This is a genomic window from [Clostridium] celerecrescens 18A (assembly GCF_002797975.1).
Classification (GTDB): Bacteria; Bacillota; Clostridia; order Lachnospirales; family Lachnospiraceae; genus Lacrimispora; species Lacrimispora celerecrescens.
The window spans coordinates 235,175-252,767 of sequence record NZ_PGET01000001.1; the positions used below are offsets into that span (position 1 = coordinate 235,175).

Consider the following 17,593-nt stretch of genomic DNA (forward strand, 5'->3'; position numbering starts at 1 on the left):
GACATGATTGGACTTGGAACACTGATAAATGTGGCGGGGATTGCGGCAGGAGGCTTGGGGGGCCTTCTTTTTGGGAAGAAGATGGAAGAGCGTTACCAGCGTACGCTGATGAGCGGAGCAGGGATATGTGTTCTGTTTCTTGGAATCGAAGGCGTTATGGAAGAAATGCTGGTCATCCGGCAGGGAGAGCTTGCCGGCAGGGGAACAATGATGCTCATCCTGTCTTTTTTCATAGGATCACTCCTTGGAGAGTGGATGAACCTTGAAGCAGCTATGGAGCGGTTTGGAGAGTGGCTTAAAAGAATAACAAACAGCAGCGGCGATGCAAGATTTGTAGACGGATTTGTAACGGCCTCTCTTACGGTTTGCATCGGAGCCATGGCAGTGGTAGGTGCCATTAAGGATGGGATTTCCGGAGATTATACCATTCTTGCTGCAAAAGCTCTCCTGGATTTGATCATCATTCTGGTCATGACTGTTTCCCTGGGAAAAGGGTGCATCTTTTCGGCTGTTCCGGTTGCCCTGTTTCAGGGAACCATAACCCTTCTGGCAAGACTCATTGAACCCTTTATGACGGCTCAGGCTCTGTCTAATTTGTCCTTAACCGGTTCTGTCCTGATCTTTTGTGTGGGCATGAATCTTATATGGGGAAAGATGATAAAAGTTGCCAATCTGCTTCCGGCTATCTTTTTAGCAGTGGCTTTTGCTTTTGTTCCTTAGAACCTATCCAATGCATTGAAAGGAAAAATCATTGAAGGAATATATTGCGGAATGTGTAAACATTTTAGGTGATTTTTGCGGGAAGAGAGATGTTCCTGCATTGACATCTGAGAATCTGAGAAAAAAATATGGAATAGATCAGGCGGACGTAATGGTCCTATTCGGCGGCAGCATTCTCTGTGGCGGGGATATCCTGGCTCATGCAATGAAAAAGGGAATAGCCAAAAAATACATTATTGCAGGCGGGGCAGGTCATACAACAGAAACCCTGCGTCTGAAGATGCAGGAAGTATTCCCTGATATAGAAATGGCCGGTTTGCCGGAAGCAAAGATATTTGAAGTATATATCGAACACCGTTATGGATTAAAGGCAGATTTTCTGGAATGTAATTCTACAAATTGCGGAAACAATATAACATATCTTTTGGAACTGCTGAAGGAAAACAACATTGCTTTCAATAGTATAATACTCGCACAAGATGCAGCTATGCAGCGTCGAATGGAAGCGGGACTTAGGAAATATGTTGCTGAAGATGTGATTATCATTAATTATGCCATTTACCGCGCACATGTGATTGTAAGGGATTCGGAACTTGTTTTTAAAGAGGAGATATGGGGAATGTGGGATATGGACAGATATATAACCTTGTTAATGGGTGAGATCCCCCGTTTATCGGACAATGCAGACGGATATGGGCCGAAAGGAAAAGGGTTTATTGCCCATGTGGATATACTGAATGAAGTTGAGAAAGCTTTTGAGGGATTGAAAAAAGAATACGCTGATAAGGTACGGGCAGCTGATCCTTTGTATGCGTCAGCCAGGTGATATTCTTTTCTACATTGTAAGACATATTATGCCGCAAACTGCAAGATCACTACGTTTCTGCAGGATTGCGGCATCTTTTTGTTCGCCCCCACTCTTTTCTTTTTCAGAATGGCAGCTGTAATGATTATTTTATATTAAGATTTTCTAAGATTTCATGATAACGTTTTGTTGCTAATGCACTTGGCGCTCCCTTTTTGCAGAAAGAGAGCTTTGCCAACTTGGGGACCACGCGCTCAACGATGATTTGGCCGTCAACTGTTTTTGATTTTAAACATTCAAATGCTTCCAGGAAACGGCTATCATTTCTTGCACGGTGATAAAAAGATAAAATATAGACATATTCAAATAAATTGTAATTGCGAAATGGGTATTCAACCTGCATAAAAAGCGTTCCAATACCATAATGACAAGGACCGATGGGTTTACGAATGACCCAATGTTCAAGCAGAAAATCTACTGCTTTATCAAGCGCCTGTTCTTTATTTCGATAGTCGCTGAAACGAAAGGCATCAAGCACATTCAGTGTAGGTTTTGGATTGGAATACTCGGTTTCTTCCCCATGTCCATATGAAAACTTATTGCAGCGCCAGCCTCCATCTTTGTATTGTGTATCCAAAAAGTGGCGAAAGGTTTTTTGAATTCTATGATCAGAAACATACCCCAAATGACACAATACATTGGCAGCTATTGCGGTTTGACATGGTAAAATACTACCTTTGGGATATATTTTAAAACGCCCGTCATCCTGCCATACACTGAAAATTAAATCAGCAGCAGCTTTTAAAACAGGATCTTCAGGCGGCATCCCAAGTTCCGATAAATAAAGCACACTGTCAAACGTGGAAAACGGAGCTCCTTTTAAAAGCCGTTTATCGGGAGTTGCCCAAAGGTCAGCCCCATTGTCATGCCTATGAGATAATATCGTTTCTACATCTGATAAGTATTGATTTTCCACCGCCATTTTATTGCCCTCCATAACAGTTATTCCCCTTATTTCTTTTTCACTCACCCAAACGTTAAGGCCTATATACTAATTCAAATTCCTCGCATACGACTGGCATATCATCATCGAATAATTTTCCGGTTTCAGACAAATCTTTGCTGAAAAATTCAACGTGCACCTTTCTCCAGTATTCCAATGAACCATCGCCTTCGCCTTCTTTCCCGGCGTGTTCCTCACTTACCTCCCGAAATGGGACGATGGTAACTTTCGATGTTTTAATAATACATACAGCCTCATCCTTTGAATCGAGAATAACGCTATAGTCTCCTGCTTTTGGCAGTGCTTCGTTTTCTGCTTCATATAAGGGATACGCAGAGGCTGTTCCGGTTTTAATGCCTCTTAATACCAATTCTGCCAGTTCATCAGGTTGGGCACCAAACGCCCATGATTGATATCCCGTTCCTTCGATTTGATTTTTTAATACAAATTTACCCCACATCTGTTCTGCATTCATGATATCTTAATGATCCCATCTTTCAGTTATTTTAAAAACCACAAAATACTTAATTACTACGTTTCAGCTTCTAATTTATTAGAAAATTATACAATAATTTTTGCAATAATTCCACACAATTTTATAAAGATTGCTTATTAGCAGAAAAGTAATAGGGGTCATGGGATACCCTTCGGGAAAACAGGGAAAGAAGCCAGATAAATTCAGCAAAAAATCTACTGTCTAAGCCATCTTAAACAATGTGTTATGCATGTTTATAAATCATTTTTTATTGTTTAATCAAAGAAAAAACGGAGAAGATAAAAGTAAATAAAGAATATGGATCACATCTTTTTTAAAAAATTATTGAATTTGAATTGATCAGTCGATATCCATTTTATTGCAATAGATACCACCGAAAGAAAATAGTTACAACTAAAATATGACAGTGTGATTTAATTAATTTCTCACATACTAAGAGAGGAGCAAAAAAATTGTCTCCTTTCATTCACCTAAGGAGGTATGCGAGATGGGAAAAAATAAATTTCATAAATTTATAGTAAGAGCGTTCTGGATCAGCCTGATCTTTTGCATCGGATTTTCCTGGTTCTATATGAAGCGGGTAATTCCCGACAAGTTAAATATCGTTGCACAAGAAGAAGAGCAGTTTCATTTCTCCATGCCTTTTGATGTGACGCTGTCATCTGACAGTGAGGAAGTGGTCTTAAATAACGGATCAAATATTCCTTCCGACAAGATCCATCTTCAGGTAAATCAGTCCTTTTCCTTGTATTCGGAAAACCAGGGAAGCTATAAGCTTGGGCTAAAGCTGTTTGGATGGATCCAATTAAAGGACATACAGGTGAATGTAGTAGATACCAAATATGCCATTCCTTGCGGCACACCTATTGGAATCTACTTAAAATCCGACGGTATCATGGTAATCGGTACCGGAGATGTAACAAAAAAGGACGGAATGGTTGTAGAGCCGGCTTTCGGTATACTGCAATCAGGGGATTATATTGAAGCCATCAATGGAACACCTCTTAAGGACAAGGAAACTCTGATGAATGAGCTGAGCAAAATAGGCGTCTCAGATGCAATGTTAAAAATCAGACGGAACGGGGAAACCATTGATGTAAAAATGAATCCCACGGAAGCAGAAGACGGAACCTACAAGCTGGGAGTCTGGGTCAGAGATGACACTCAGGGAATTGGTACCATGACTTATGTGGACATGAACGGACAGTTCGGTGCATTGGGTCATGGAATCAGCGACAGTGATACCGGAAATGTGGTTCAGATTACCAATGGAGCCCTTTATGAAACCGCGATTCTTGGAATTGAAAAGGGAACCTTTGGAAAGCCGGGAGTGATGAGCGGGATCATCTATTATGGACCAGGATCCACTCTGGGAACAATTACCGCCAATACAGAAGAAGGAATATTTGGAAACGTAAATGACAGGTTTAAACAGAGCATGGTGCAGGATGCCATACCCATTGGCTACCGGCAGGATGTGAAGAAGGGAACGGCCTACATCCGAAGTGATGTTTCCGGAAAGGTTAGGGATTATGAGATTGAGATACAGCGTGTGGATTATTCCACCACTCATAAAAGCAAGGGAATGGTGATTAAGGTCACAGACCCGGATCTTTTGGCTTTGACCGGCGGAATCGTGCAGGGGATGTCAGGAAGCCCGATTATACAGGATGGTAAGTTGATAGGAGCTGTGACCCATGTGTTTATCCAGGACTCAACAAGAGGATATGGGATATTCATCGAAAACATGATCAATCACTGATCCAAAGGACAGGAAAGGAAAGAACAGAATCGTAAATATTTACGGCGCCGTTCTTTTCTTTTCACATTTTTGTTTAAATAATAATAATTACAACGGATTTCAGGTAAATTAAAATATTTTCGGAAGTATTTCACAATAAATACATTTAATTATTTTTTCTTAATAGTCGAAATGTAGAAAATAAAGTTACAAAAAATAGCATATTTTATAGATTGTGCTTTTCAAGGTAATTATAATGTGTTAATATAAGATTCATGGGATGGAAATTTTCGGAATTTTTTTGCCGACAAGGAGTATCAATTTTCAACACCGGTGGAGAATCAGAGGACCTTCACGGTTTTGGACTGGGGTAAGCCTTTTCGACCTTCGACGTAACAAAGGAAAAAAATACTTTTAAAATCAACTTAAAAACCAGTTCCTTTTGTCGAATAATGCGATAGAATCCCATTGCGGCATAAGCTAGGGCAAGACTATAATGGCTTTACACTAGTTTTAATCTATATTTGAAGAATCAGAAGGAGAGTATCAATATGTCAGAAATTAGTATTGCGATTGCGGATGATAACCTGCAGACATTGAATCTGCTGAATGATATACTGGAGGGAGAGGAGGATTTTCACGTAGTAGGAAGAGCGGATAATGGCGAAGACGCTTATAACATGATCCTCAAAACAAATCCTGATGTTGTCTTATTGGATGTGATTATGCCGAGAATGGACGGAATAACAGTTATGGAACGGGTACGCGGAAATGGTGCTGTTACAAAGATTCCGTCATTTATTATGGTCACTGCAGCAGGAAGCGAGAATATTACTGAAGATGCTTTCCGAATGGGAGCAAATTACTACATAATGAAACCGTTTAATAAGGATATTATCGTCGATAAGGTACGAAGGGTAGGACAGAGAAAGTCGAAGACTCCAAGCTTACAGGGGATGAAAAAAGTAAAACCTTATGTCAATAAAACGGAATACATGGAACAGAACTTAGAAAATGATGTAACACAGATGCTTCATGAAATAGGCATTCCTGCGCATATTAAAGGTTACCAGTATTTGAGGGATGCCATTGTTATCTCGGTACAGGATCAGGAAATGCTCACCTCTGTCACAAAAATACTTTACCCCTCCATTGCAAAGAAACATCAGACAACTCCCAGCAGGGTGGAACGTGCGATTCGCCATGCCATAGAGGTGGCCTGGAGCAGGGGAAAGATGGATACCATCAATGAATTGTTTGGATATACGGTAAGCACCGGCAAAGGAAAACCTACGAATTCTGAATTTATTGCTTTAATTGCCGATAAGATAAGACTGGACTATAAAAAACTTTCCTGATTTGTAACTTTTGATACTTCCTTATTTCTTTAAAATGCAGTATACTAAATAAAAACCGACAATACCCCAGCGGGAAAAGGATAAGGGAGGTTTTTGAATGAAGAAGATTTTATTCGTTGCATCAGAGGCAGTACCTTTTATTAAAACAGGTGGTCTCGCAGATGTTGTGGGATCCCTTCCCAAGTGTTTCGATAAAGAGTATTTCGATGTAAGAGTCATAATTCCCAAGTACCTATGTATCAAAGAAGAGCTGAGGATCCAGATGACCTATATTGACCATTTTTATATGGATTATCTGGGCCAAAACAGGTATGTGGGAATTCTTCAGTATGTTCATGAAGGCATTACCTTTTACTTTATTGATAACGAAGAATATTATAATGGTTCCAAGCCCTATGGAGACTGGTATCATGACCTGGAAAAATTTTGCTTTTTCTCCAGAGCAGCCTTGTCAGCGCTTCCGGTTATCGGATTCCAGCCGGATGTGGTTCACTGTCATGACTGGCAGACCGCCCTTGTTCCAGTTTTATTAAAGGACCGGTTTCATGATGGAGATTTTTTCAGGAACATGAAAGCTGTAATTACGATTCACAATTTAAAGTTCCAGGGCGTTTGGGATGTAAAGACGATACAGAAGCTTACCTGTCTGCCGGATTATTATTTTACTCCGGATAAGCTGGAAGCATATAAAGATGGCAACCTGCTAAAGGGCGGTATTGTTTATGCCGATGCTATAACAACGGTCAGCGATACCTATGCGGAAGAAATTAAGATGCCGTTTTACGGGGAAGGGCTGGATGGCCTGATGCGTGCACGTGCAGGCAGCCTCCGGGGAATTGTCAATGGGATTGATTATGAGGAGTTCGATCCGGAAACCGATCCGTATATTGAAAAGAATTATAATTTAAAAAATTTCCGTAAGGAAAAGGTGAAGAACAAGCGGGCTTTGCAGCAGGAGCTTGGACTGAATCAGGATGAGAAGAAGTTTGTAATCGGTATTGTTTCCAGACTGACAGATCAAAAGGGACTGGATTTAATCCAGTGCGTGATTGACGAGCTGTGCAGTGATGATATCCAGCTGGTAGTTCTTGGTACCGGAGAAGATCGGTATGAGAATATGTTCCGCCATTATGCGTGGAAATACCAGGATAAGGTATCCGCCAATATCTATTATTCAGAGGCAATGTCCCATAAGATTTACGCTGCTTGTGATGCGTTCCTTATGCCGTCCCTATTTGAACCTTGCGGACTGAGCCAGCTTATGGCTCTCCGTTACGGCACCGTACCCATTGTACGGGAAACCGGTGGTTTAAAAGATACGGTTGAGCCGTATAATGAATATGAGAATCAGGGAACCGGTTTCTCGTTTTCCAATTATAATGCTCACGAGATGTTAGGGATTATCCGGTACGCGGAGGGGGTCTACTACGATAAGAAACGTGAGTGGAACAAGATCATAGACCGCGCCATGGCAAAGGACTACTCATGGAAAACTTCAGCCATGAAATATCAGGAACTTTATGATTGGCTGATCGGCGATTGAGCCGGCCATGGATCAGGAAAGAAGCGTTTGAATAAGGATGGACAGCATGCATTTAACCCGAGAAGAGAAAGAAGAAGCAATTCGATGGGCAGAAGATTCTTCCTGGGTAGAACGGGAAGATTATTGTGAAGATACAGATTATATGGACTGCGTCAGGGACATTATAGATAATCCGGTATTCCAGTCTATGGATAATTATATGCAGCACGGAGACACAAGCTGCAAGGCTCATTGCATTAAGGTATCCTATATGGGCTACTGTATTTGCAGGAAGATGGGCTGGGATTATGCTGAGGTCGCAAGGGCAGGTCTTCTTCATGATTTGTTTTTGTATGATTGGCATACCCATGCAAAGGAAACTGGGGAACATTTCCATGGTTTTACTCATCCCCGGACTGCACTTAATAATGCAGTAAAATATTTTGATTTAACAGAAAAAGAAAAAGATATGATTTTACGCCATATGTGGCCGCTGACACCCATCCCTCCAAAAAGCCGGGAGGGAATGGTGATCATTTACTCGGATAAATTTTGCGGACTAATTGAAACAATGGCCAGGATCAAGCGTTGGATCTTATACGGATTTGGAAAGAAGAGCGCTGCATAATACGGAGGAAACCATGACATTTTGGGAAGATATACTTGGGAATCAGGTTTTGATTACTGCAGTTGCCGGTTGGCTGGTTGCACAGGTTTTAAAAACGATCATAGACCTGGCCCTTAACAAAAACTTTAATCCGGAGAGGCTTGTGGGATCTGGGGGAATGCCCAGTTCCCATTCCTCAACGGTTTGTGCGTTGACGACCGCCGCCATTCACCGCTATGGCGTCGGTTCTTTTGAGTTTGCGGTCTGCTTTGTCCTATCCATGATTGTCATGTATGATGCCATGGGAGTTCGCAGGGAAACCGGAAAACAGGCCAAGCTGTTAAACAGTATCCTGTTGGAAAATCCATTTGAGCTTAAAGGAGAGATATTACAGGAACGATTAAAGGAATATGTGGGACATACTCCGCTTCAGGTGGCAGCAGGTGCAATTTTAGGAATCTTGCTGGCGCTGTTTATCTCTCAGTACTATTAGTCAAATACCTTGCATCTATGGGAATAAAGAAGAAAATTTTCTGGGAATCGTAAGAAAATAGTCCTTGATTTCTTAAGATATCCATTATATACTTTAACAAGTTCAAAAATTGTTAAAATTGGAGGTAAAATGGATATGTCAATTTATCATAGGATAAACTGTTTTTTCCTGTTCAGTTTTCTTGGATACCTTCTTGAATGTTCCGTACTCAGTTATGAAAATAAAAGGCCTGTGTTGAATCGGGGATTTGGACATGGACCTTTCTGTATCATCTATGGATTTGGTGCCACGGGAGCGATGATCCTGCTTAAGCCTCTTGCAGGCAATCCGGTTCATCTCTATTTCGCCTCCATGGCTATGGCAACCTTTATGGAGCTTTTAACAGCTCACATGATGATAAGGCTGTTCGGTTCCTTCTGGTGGGATTACAGCCGGAAGCTGTTTAATTACAAAGGGATCATCTGTCTGGAAAGCAGCATTGCATGGGGGTTCCTGGGAATTTTCTATTTCCGCTTCCTAAACGGATTTGTCAATCAGATGGCAGGGATGATTCCAGAGAATTTTGAACGATTGGTGGCAATGGGCCTTTTAATTTTTTATTTGGCAGATTTCATATACACCATGAGGATGCAGCTTCGAGATGACTATGACGATGATGAGACGTCCATGATCGGACGATTGAAAGTTTATTGATGATTGGCGGGATTCGATATGGGTCCCGCTTATTTGCTATTTAATACCATAAAAGCAATGAGCTAAATTCGCTTTCGCGTCATTTGGCGAATGCAGTACAATCATAGACGCCTGTGTCTATTCTATTATAAAATCAGAAAGAGTAACATGGAGGTTAGGGATGAATAAGATAGAAAGGCTTGTATTGGCTTCCGCTTCACCAAGAAGGAAAGAGCTTCTGGCTCAGATCGGAATAATGCCGGAAATCGTGCCCAGCACCATAGAGGAGACGATTACCACAAACTTACCTGAGGAGGCGGTGATGGAGCTGTCCTGCCAGAAGGCGATAGACGTGGCCAGCCGCATGCAGCCGGGGACTTATGTCATAGGAGCGGACACTGTAGTTGCAGCAGGCGGAGAGATTTTGGGCAAGCCGGTCAGCCACGAAGACGCTTACCGGATGATCTCCCTGATGGAAGGAAGGACCCATCAGGTATACACAGGGGTCACCCTGGTGTATTGCGGAGGCAGTGGAAAAAAAGTCAGGACATTTGTGGAAAAGACCGATGTTCATCTCTATCCCATGTCAGACGGGGAGATAAAAGCCTATGCAGACAGCGAAGAGCCTATGGATAAAGCCGGGGCCTATGGGATACAGGGAAATTTCGCAGCTTTTATTAAAGGGATTGACGGCGATTATAATAATGTAGTAGGATTGCCTGTAGGACGTGTGTACCAGGAGATAAAGCAGATGTTTGAACAGGAGGATAAGGAATGATTAAACTGATTGCATCGGATATTGACGGAACTCTTGTACCGGATGGAGGCAACGAGCTGAATCCTGAGCTTTATGATGTGATTTTAAAGCTGCGGGCAAAAGGGATCCAGTTCGCCGCAGCCAGCGGACGACAGTGGCTCAGCATTGAATCCATATTTGAACCCATCAAGGAAAAGGTATTCTATCTTTCGGATAACGGCGCTTATGTGGGCTGTCATGGCAGAAGTCTGTACGTCAACCCCATTGAGCGTAAGACGGTTATGGATATGGTACAGGATGTGAGGAATATGGCTGGACTTGATATCATGATCTGCGGACCCGATGTGATTTATACAGAGACAGACAACCAGGAATTCCTGGACTGGATGATAAACGGCTATAAGTTCCATGTGAAGCAGGTAGAAGATTTGACCAAGGTGGAATCTGAGTTCATCAAGGTCTCCGTGTACCGTAAGACCGATGTGGAGGCCCATACCAGAGTCTTGCGGCAAAAATATGCGGACCGTCTTAAGATGACCATAGCAGGAGATATGTGGCTTGACTGTATGAGACCGGGAATTAACAAAGGGCAGGCGGTGAAGCTCCTTCAGGACAGTCTTGGGATTAAGCCGGAGGAGACTATGGCATTTGGTGATCAGTTAAATGACATTGAGATGTTAAAGCAGGCATATTACAGCTTTGCCGTGGGAAACGCCAGGGAAGAGGTAAAGGCGGCAGCCAGATTTCGGACGGACACAAACGTAAACGACGGGGTCCTGAAAATACTGAAGCTGCTTTAAGCAGCGTGAAAAGAGAGTGCTCATGAAAGGACAATTTAAGATTATGGGAAAAGTCCTTCTGGCTGCTGCAGCGGTAATTGCCTTGCTGTCCGGGTGCAGGGCGAATATCCCCCTTGTTTCTGAATCTTTGGAGACAAAGGCGTATACGCTGTCCCAATCCATGGTGATCGTGGCTACGGAAAGAAACCGGTACCAGCAGATTTATACCAATCAGATCTGGGGAGTGGACTTACCAGGCGGTCAGACCTTTGAAACCTATCTGGTGGATCAGGTGAAGGAATTTCTTCAGGAAATGAAAATGATGAATCTCCTGGCTAAGAATAAGGGAGTCACCCTGACAAGTGCGGAAAAGGAAGAAGTCCGTAAAGCGTCAGAAGAATACTTTTCTTCCCTGACAAAGGAAGATATCTCTTACATGGGAGCCACAGAAACGGATGTGAGGACGATGTATGAGGAATATTACCTGTCCAATAAGGTAGTGGATGAACTGACAAAGGATATGAATCTGGAGATCAGCGACAGCGAAGCCAAAGTAATCCAGGTGGATCAGATCGTTATGTCTGATGTGGATGCAGCTTCGACTGTGCTTTTAAAGGCAGAAGCAGAGGGGGCTGATTTTTCTGTGCTTGCCAGGGAGTATTCCGAAAATCCTGTTACCACATACAAAATCGGCAGAGGGGAGAATCCTGGCCCCTATGAAGATGCTGCCTTTTCTCTATCTGCAGGCCAGATCAGTCAGGTTGTGGAGGATAATGGCAAATATTATATTATCCGGTGCGTAAATGATTATGATCAGGACGCCACCCAGGAGAGAAAAGCCGGGCTGTACCGCAAACGGAAAAAGGAAGCTTTTGATCAGATTTATTCCCAGTTTAAGAAAGATAATCCGATTACTTTCAGCAATGAGATATGGAAAGATGTAAAGTTTTCCAAAGATGACAGAACAACTACCACGAATTTTTTTGAAATCTATAAGAAGTATTTTTCTGACTAACCATAGGGGAAGGATGGGGAAAACTACAGATGAAACCGGAAGAATATGATAGGATGAGAGGACGCAGCCGCAGCCGCAGGCGCAGAAGAAACCGGGGACGGGAGATCTTTATAGGGGTGCTCCGGATTCTGCTTGCCTTATTTCTATTGGTCTGCCTGACAGTTGGGGGCGTGTTTGGTTACCGGTACTGGGAGGGAAGTAAGACCTCTGATTCTCCTTTGGAAACCAGCCGGGCAGTGGCGCCGGAAACCATGGGGGAATCGCATTAAATGGAAGGGGAAATCAGGGAGATGATTTCCCCTTTTTTGAACTGTAAGGGGAGGAAAAAGTTTACTTAAGTTATATAAATATGTATCATTTTTCTCGGGAAAGCTACTAGAGGATCTTCTGTTTCGATATAGGTGGGTTGATTATGATATACATTAAATCTGTTTATTTTAATAAGAAAAAGGCGTATAATGATTCTGGATATGAGTTTAATATACCTGCAATAAAACAACTAACTGAACAAAAGGAATTGAAATTTTCTACAGATGTTACTTTTTTTGTGGGTGAGAATGGAGTAGGTAAGTCGACTCTTTTAGAAAGCCTGGCCATTGCTTCTGGATTTAATCCGGAAGGTGGAACAAGGAACTTTAATTTCTCGACGAAGGATACACATTCTCAATTATCAGATTATTTAGTTTTATCAAAAAGCCATGTTAAAGCAAGAGATGGTTTCTTTTACCGGGCAGAGAGCTTTTATAATGTATCTACAAATATTGATGAGCTTGACAGCGATGTTCGATTATTAGATAGTTATGGAGGAATATCTTTGCACAAACAGTCCCATGGAGAAGGTTTTCTTTCGTTAATCAAGAATCGATTTGGCGGTAATGGACTTTATATTCTGGATGAACCGGAAGCAGCACTTTCGCCTTCCAGACAGATGAGCTTGATTTGCCTGATCGATCAATTGGTTGAGAGAAATTCACAATTTATCATTGCAACACATTCTCCTATTTTAATGGCATTTCCCAATGCAACGATATACCAAATTGATGATAAGGGGTTTAAAACTGTTAAACTAGAAGAAACGGAGCATTATATTATTACAAAAGCTTTTGCTAATAACTATAAAAAAATGATTTCTGAGCTGCTTGATTAATTAGTTATGTATGGAATAATTAAGAGAAATTTGGGCTTGGAGCCTGTTCTATGGCTGGTCTCAATTTAAAACGTTTAGAAGCCGGGCTTTTTAAGCCCGGCTCCATTTCATTGGTTCATTTCTGAAAAATTTGATTTTAATATCTGATACAATTCCCCCTGAACAAAATTCTCAAAGCGAACTTCATCTTGTGGAAGAATTACATCTGCGTACTCCATCACTGCCTCAGCGGTAGGCTTTATGCTGGAAGAAGCGCTTTGAATCATTACAAAGAGAGCAGGTTCCGCCACCAGTCGTACGCTATTGGATTCACATAGAATAAGGGCATCCTTTGGAACCAGTTTCAGCGCTTCCTCTAATGCCTCTCTTAAATTTTCCTTATAGGCACGGATGAGATAAACCTGATTTGCCCCGGTCTTTTTTAAAAGCATAGTATCTTTAGTTCCGGTACCGGTCTCAAGCGTAATGTCAAAGGAGCCTTTCAGTCCCTGGCAGATTCCGCAGCCTTTGCCTCCTCTGGGGCATATATCCCCATGGTTCCTTATGGTTATCAGCTTGAATGCAACAACCGGTAATGTATCCTTAATGGCATGGATAATCTGAAGTGCCAGGGTTGTTTTTCCGCTGTTCCGTCCGGTTGCTCCGATTAGTACCATATGTCTGGCTTGCAGAAGCGTTTTATTTTCTGTACTCATATAAGCTCCGTTTCCATAAACTGCTGCATTTTTTTGGTAAAACCAATATCATTCTGTGCGAAATTATTTTTATTATAACATGTTCCTAACATGGGTACAACATGGAAAACACGGGGAAAACCGTCGGAAATGCGTGATATATTTAACAAAAAAACATTTCGATTTAAGGATTACATCGCTTTGGCTGCCAGGTGTGCGGAATACCTTCTCTTAATTTATATTAATGAGCCAGTAAAAAATCAGGCATTCTGTATTTTGATGACACAATTATAAATATTGCCTGAAAAGAATCATGGAAACGACGAGAAGATATTGGGAAAAACATAACAATAAAAAAATAAAATAATATACATTTATGTATTATAAACAAAATAAAATGCAACCGTTATACTAATTTGTACATATTGACACGTGCCCGATGGAGTGTTAATATAAAAAAACAATCTAAAAATATTTTATTACCTAAAAAAATTTTTTAGGCATCAATGTCCGGTGAGTTTCATAAAAAGACAAAAACAGGAGGTGATTTCTTTCAAAAGTGCAGATAAAAAAATCGAAAATGTAACAGCCGCCATTTTATGCGGAGGCAAAAGCCGGAGAATGGGTTTTGACAAAGCATTTTTGATGGATGACGAGCAGTATTTGCTGCTGCAGACAGCTGGGAAGCTGCAAAGCCTGTTTGAACAGGTGGTTCTGGTCAGCAATACAAAAGCCAAGTTTGATGGCCGGACGGATTTTACGGAGTTTCGCATATTGGAGGATCACTATATGGAAAAGGGGCCCATGGGCGGGATAAGTACTGCTTTAGAGCAGGTTCAGACGGAATACATTTTTATTATGGCCTGCGATATGCCTTTACCGGATATTGGGCTGATCGGCCGGATGTACCGGAAGCTGGAAGAGGAACAGGTTTTGGTTTGCAGTCATCAGGGGAAATTAGAGCCTTTGCTCGCTTTTTACCACAAGTCCTGCCTTCCTGTATTTAAAAAACAACTGGAGATAGGAGAACTCAAGCCACGCAGTGCTTTTCCGGCCCTGAAAGTGGGGCTGTATTGCTTAAGCGATACGGAGATAAACGCTATCGTAAATTTAAACACACCGGATGATGTACAAAATTGGAACCAGAAAACAACAAAAAAATGAATGGAGTTACATAGGGGGGGGAAAATGGGATTTTTTAGTCCGGCAGAAGTTTTGGATATTTTGGGAGATAAGGCCCAAATAAAAAAGAAGTTGTCTTTTATGAAATTGTTTTTACTTTCTATTCTTGGCGGTTCATTTATCGCAGAAGGCTTTTTAGCATGCATACGTGTACAGGGAACAATGCCTGCCCAGTGGGGGAGCTTTGCAACATTTCTCGGAGGCTGTCTTTTTCCCATGGGACTTATGGCGATTGTATTGGTTGGAGGAGAATTGGCCACCGGAAATATGATGACCATGACCATCGGTTTGCTCCAGAAAAAGATATCGTTCTGGGATTTAACTTATAACTGGGTGGTGGTCATGGCAGGAAATATGGTTGGAAGCATGATCGTCGCCTACTCCTTCGGTCATTTTGTGGGACTGACAGAAGGAGCTTTTTTGGCAAAAACCATGGCTGTAGCCAATTCTAAGATCAGCGATCCACCTATGGTGGCACTGGTTTCTGCTATCGGCTGCAACATCTTTGTCTGCATGGCTGTATGGTTTGCGACCAGCGCTAAGGGGTTTACCGCAAAGATGGCGGGAATGTGGTTCCCTATCATGATTTTTGTGGTCTTGGGATTTCAGCATGTGGTGGCAAACGCTTTTGTCATTCCGGCAGCAATCTTTTCCGGTGAGACTTCGATCACGTGGTTTAATTACCTGCAGAATACGGTGTTTGTTTTTATCGGCAACGCCATTGGCGGAGCACTGGTTTTTGCCCTTCCCTGCTTCTGCATGTATGGGCAGAAAGAGAATGTCAAAACGGAATGTGAAGTTAAATTAAAATGAAAGAAAGGGTCATTGCAATGGATACAAGGGTAAGGGAAGAAAAGCTTAGGATCATCCGGCAGGATGGAGCAAAGCAGGAAAACATTTTGGAAATTTTAATTGATCTTCAATTTGCTTCGGAAGAAGGCAATATTGACAAAGAAACTGCGGCCATGGTGGCAGAAGAACTGCATATGACTGAAACCAGGGTATATGAGATTGTCAGCTATTATGCTATGTTAAAGGATAAGCCTCAGGCTAAATATGTCCTTAAGATCTGCAACAGCTCGCCCTGTCATTTCTCCCGCTCGGAAGAGGTGTGCTTATCCTTGGAGAAAAAGCTTGGCGTACCCATGGGTAAGACGACAGATGACGGTCTTTTTGCCTACCACTATATTCCGTGCGTGGGCGCCTGTGACATTGGTCCGGTCATTAAGATCAAGGATACGGTATTTGGCAATCTCAGCGACGAAAAAATATCTGCTTTGATTGATGACCTGCGCAGAGGCAGAATAGCCGTATAAGCTGAAAGGGGGAAACACAATGGCAATGAAAGAACCGGTCCTTTTAAAACGAGTGGGTAAAATGACGGATTCCACTTCCGTAGATGAATATATAACATACGGCGGTTTTGCGGCACTGCAAAAAGCCGTTACAATGGACAGGGAGGATATTTTAGGAGAATTGGATACCGCTTTGCTTCGCGGAAGAGGCGGAGCAGCCTATCCATTAGGCCGTAAATGGCGCCATTTATACGGCAGCACCGATACTCCCAAATACATCGTCTGCAATGCAGACGAAGGGGAACCAGGTACTTTTAAGGATAAGCTGCTGTTAGAAAAGGATCCTCTCAGCATTATTGAAGGCATGCTGATCGCAGGATATGTCTTCGGTTCCAACGACGGTTACATTTATATCAGGGGGGAATACCGCCACATCCAGGCAGTGTTCCATCAGGCGGTAAGCAACGCTCTGGCTGCCGGATTTCTGGGGAATAAGATTATGGGGATTGACGGGTTTGATTTTCATCTCCACATTGTTTCCGGCGGCGGCGCTTATGTCTGCGGTGAGAACTCGGCTCTTCTTAATTCGGTGGAGGGCAAAACCGGGCGTCCAAGGGTGAAGCCTCCCCATCTGGCGGATGTAGGTCTATACCGAAAGCCAACGCTTGTCAACAATGTGGAATCCTTCGTCTGTGTTCCGGCTGTCATCAATATGGGCGGAGAAGAATTTTTACAGCTTGGTACAAAGGATGGGGGAGGCACCAAGCTCATCTGCTTATCCGGGCATATTAAAAACAGGGGAATTTATGAGATTCCCCTTGGCACACCCCTGGATGAGATACTCTACAGCGAGGAATACGGAGGCGGCACCTCCACAGGGAGGCCCATTAAATTCTGCCATTTTGGAGGTCAGTCCGGACCTATCGGAACCAGCGGGCAGATCAAGGGCTGCCTGTATGATTACGGAGATTTCTGGTCCCATAAGCTGGCCGTGGGATCCGGCGCCATCGTGGTAATGGATGACAGCGTTAGCGTTGTGGAGTATATCACAAGTGTCATGGAATTTTTTGTCCATGAGTCCTGCGGCAAATGTACGCCCTGCCGGCTGGGAACCACGCGGCTTTTAGAGCTGCTCCAGAATTTTCAGCATCATAAGGGCAGGCCTGGGGATCTTGAACGGCTTGAAAAGATGCTGGATCATATTACTTATTTGTCTGCTTGCGGACTTGGCCAATCGGTATCAGTATCTGTGAATTCTGCCTTAGCCGGCTACAGAGATGAATTCGAAGCCTGTATCAGTTAATGGAGAAGGAGGAGAATACTGTGT

At 42.6% G+C, this 17,593-nt stretch carries 20 protein-coding genes; 17 read left to right on the top strand and 3 right to left on the bottom strand.

Annotated elements, in window-relative coordinates; all coding sequences use genetic code 11:
- Window positions 1–3 precede the first annotated feature (3 nt).
- Together H171_RS01195 and H171_RS01200 are read left to right on the top strand one after the other, a co-directional pair.
- On the top strand, window positions 4–720 hold the full coding sequence (locus H171_RS01195; protein WP_100303519.1) for a DUF554 domain-containing protein: 717 nt from the start codon (window positions 4–6) through the stop codon (window positions 718–720).
- Window positions 721–751: 31 nt separating this feature from the next.
- Complete coding sequence (locus tag H171_RS01200) at window positions 752–1,546, top strand: hypothetical protein (RefSeq protein WP_100303520.1); 795 nt, start codon at window positions 752–754, stop codon at window positions 1,544–1,546.
- Window positions 1,547–1,670: 124 nt separating this feature from the next.
- Here the strand turns inward: H171_RS01200 and H171_RS01205 are convergent, their stop codons facing one another.
- The gene (locus H171_RS01205) at window positions 1,671–2,507 is read right to left on the bottom strand and encodes a prenyltransferase/squalene oxidase repeat-containing protein (protein WP_100303521.1); all 837 of its coding nucleotides are present in this window, start codon (window positions 2,505–2,507) and stop codon (window positions 1,671–1,673) included.
- Window positions 2,508–2,562: 55 nt separating this feature from the next.
- Entirely contained in the window at window positions 2,563–3,003 is a 441-nt protein-coding gene (locus tag H171_RS01210; RefSeq protein ID WP_100303522.1) for an ASCH domain-containing protein, read from the bottom strand.
- A 508-nt stretch (window positions 3,004–3,511) separates the two neighbouring features.
- Here H171_RS01210 and spoIVB point away from each other — a divergent pair.
- From spoIVB to H171_RS01265, 11 genes are all read left to right on the top strand, one after another.
- Window positions 3,512–4,786, top strand: coding sequence for a SpoIVB peptidase (gene spoIVB, locus H171_RS01215; protein ID WP_100303523.1), 1,275 nt, complete (start codon window positions 3,512–3,514; stop codon window positions 4,784–4,786).
- A gap of 530 nt (window positions 4,787–5,316) precedes the next feature.
- Window positions 5,317–6,123, top strand: coding sequence for a sporulation transcription factor Spo0A (spo0A, locus tag H171_RS01220; protein ID WP_025234581.1), 807 nt, complete (start codon window positions 5,317–5,319; stop codon window positions 6,121–6,123).
- Between the two features lie 97 nt (window positions 6,124–6,220).
- The gene (gene glgA / locus H171_RS01225) at window positions 6,221–7,666 is read left to right on the top strand and encodes a glycogen synthase GlgA (protein WP_100303524.1); all 1,446 of its coding nucleotides are present in this window, start codon (window positions 6,221–6,223) and stop codon (window positions 7,664–7,666) included.
- A gap of 37 nt (window positions 7,667–7,703) precedes the next feature.
- Window positions 7,704–8,273: an HD domain-containing protein gene (locus H171_RS01230; RefSeq protein ID WP_100303525.1), complete on the top strand. Its 570-nt coding sequence runs from the start codon at window positions 7,704–7,706 to the stop codon at window positions 8,271–8,273.
- Between the two features lie 13 nt (window positions 8,274–8,286).
- A complete protein-coding gene (locus tag H171_RS01235) occupies window positions 8,287–8,745 on the top strand; it encodes a divergent PAP2 family protein (RefSeq protein WP_100303526.1) in 459 nt (152 codons plus the stop codon).
- A 135-nt stretch (window positions 8,746–8,880) separates the two neighbouring features.
- Window positions 8,881–9,438 (top strand): putative ABC transporter permease, encoded by a 558-nt coding sequence (locus H171_RS01240; protein WP_100307371.1) that lies wholly within the window; start codon window positions 8,881–8,883, stop codon window positions 9,436–9,438.
- 160 nt (window positions 9,439–9,598) lie between these two features.
- Window positions 9,599–10,195 carry a Maf family protein gene (locus H171_RS01245; protein WP_100303527.1) on the top strand — a complete coding sequence of 199 codons (597 nt, stop codon included), beginning with the start codon at window positions 9,599–9,601 and terminating at the stop codon, window positions 10,193–10,195.
- Window positions 10,192–10,974 carry an HAD family hydrolase gene (locus H171_RS01250; RefSeq protein ID WP_100303528.1) on the top strand — a complete coding sequence of 261 codons (783 nt, stop codon included), beginning with the start codon at window positions 10,192–10,194 and terminating at the stop codon, window positions 10,972–10,974. The genes H171_RS01245 and H171_RS01250 overlap by 4 nt, the downstream gene beginning before the upstream one ends.
- A 22-nt stretch (window positions 10,975–10,996) precedes the next feature.
- A complete protein-coding gene (locus H171_RS01255) occupies window positions 10,997–11,968 on the top strand; it encodes a peptidylprolyl isomerase (RefSeq protein ID WP_100303529.1) in 972 nt (323 codons plus the stop codon).
- A gap of 29 nt (window positions 11,969–11,997) precedes the next feature.
- Window positions 11,998–12,237 carry a hypothetical protein gene (locus tag H171_RS01260; RefSeq protein WP_100303530.1) on the top strand — a complete coding sequence of 80 codons (240 nt, stop codon included), beginning with the start codon at window positions 11,998–12,000 and terminating at the stop codon, window positions 12,235–12,237.
- 143 nt (window positions 12,238–12,380) lie between these two features.
- A complete protein-coding gene (locus tag H171_RS01265; protein ID WP_100303531.1) occupies window positions 12,381–13,115 on the top strand; it encodes an AAA family ATPase in 735 nt (244 codons plus the stop codon).
- A 107-nt stretch (window positions 13,116–13,222) separates the two neighbouring features.
- Here H171_RS01265 and H171_RS01270 read toward each other — a convergent pair whose 3' ends face one another.
- Window positions 13,223–13,810, bottom strand: a complete 588-nt coding sequence (locus tag H171_RS01270; RefSeq protein WP_100303532.1) for a hypothetical protein — start codon at window positions 13,808–13,810, stop codon at window positions 13,223–13,225.
- Window positions 13,811–14,332: 522 nt separating this feature from the next.
- Here H171_RS01270 and H171_RS01275 point away from each other — a divergent pair.
- Genes H171_RS01275 through H171_RS01290 form a run of 4 tightly spaced genes read left to right on the top strand, consistent with a single transcriptional unit; the run spans window position 14,333 to window position 17,569 of the window.
- On the top strand, window positions 14,333–14,953 hold the full coding sequence (locus tag H171_RS01275; protein ID WP_278283592.1) for a molybdenum cofactor guanylyltransferase: 621 nt from the start codon (window positions 14,333–14,335) through the stop codon (window positions 14,951–14,953).
- Window positions 14,954–14,977: 24 nt separating this feature from the next.
- Window positions 14,978–15,784, top strand: coding sequence for a formate/nitrite transporter family protein (locus tag H171_RS01280; protein WP_100303534.1), 807 nt, complete (start codon window positions 14,978–14,980; stop codon window positions 15,782–15,784).
- Between the two features lie 17 nt (window positions 15,785–15,801).
- Window positions 15,802–16,287 carry an NADH-quinone oxidoreductase subunit NuoE family protein gene (locus H171_RS01285; protein WP_100307372.1) on the top strand — a complete coding sequence of 162 codons (486 nt, stop codon included), beginning with the start codon at window positions 15,802–15,804 and terminating at the stop codon, window positions 16,285–16,287.
- Between the two features lie 19 nt (window positions 16,288–16,306).
- Window positions 16,307–17,569 carry a complex I 51 kDa subunit family protein gene (locus tag H171_RS01290; RefSeq protein WP_166433580.1) on the top strand — a complete coding sequence of 421 codons (1,263 nt, stop codon included), beginning with the start codon at window positions 16,307–16,309 and terminating at the stop codon, window positions 17,567–17,569.
- The last annotated feature ends 24 nt before the right edge of the window (window positions 17,570–17,593 follow it).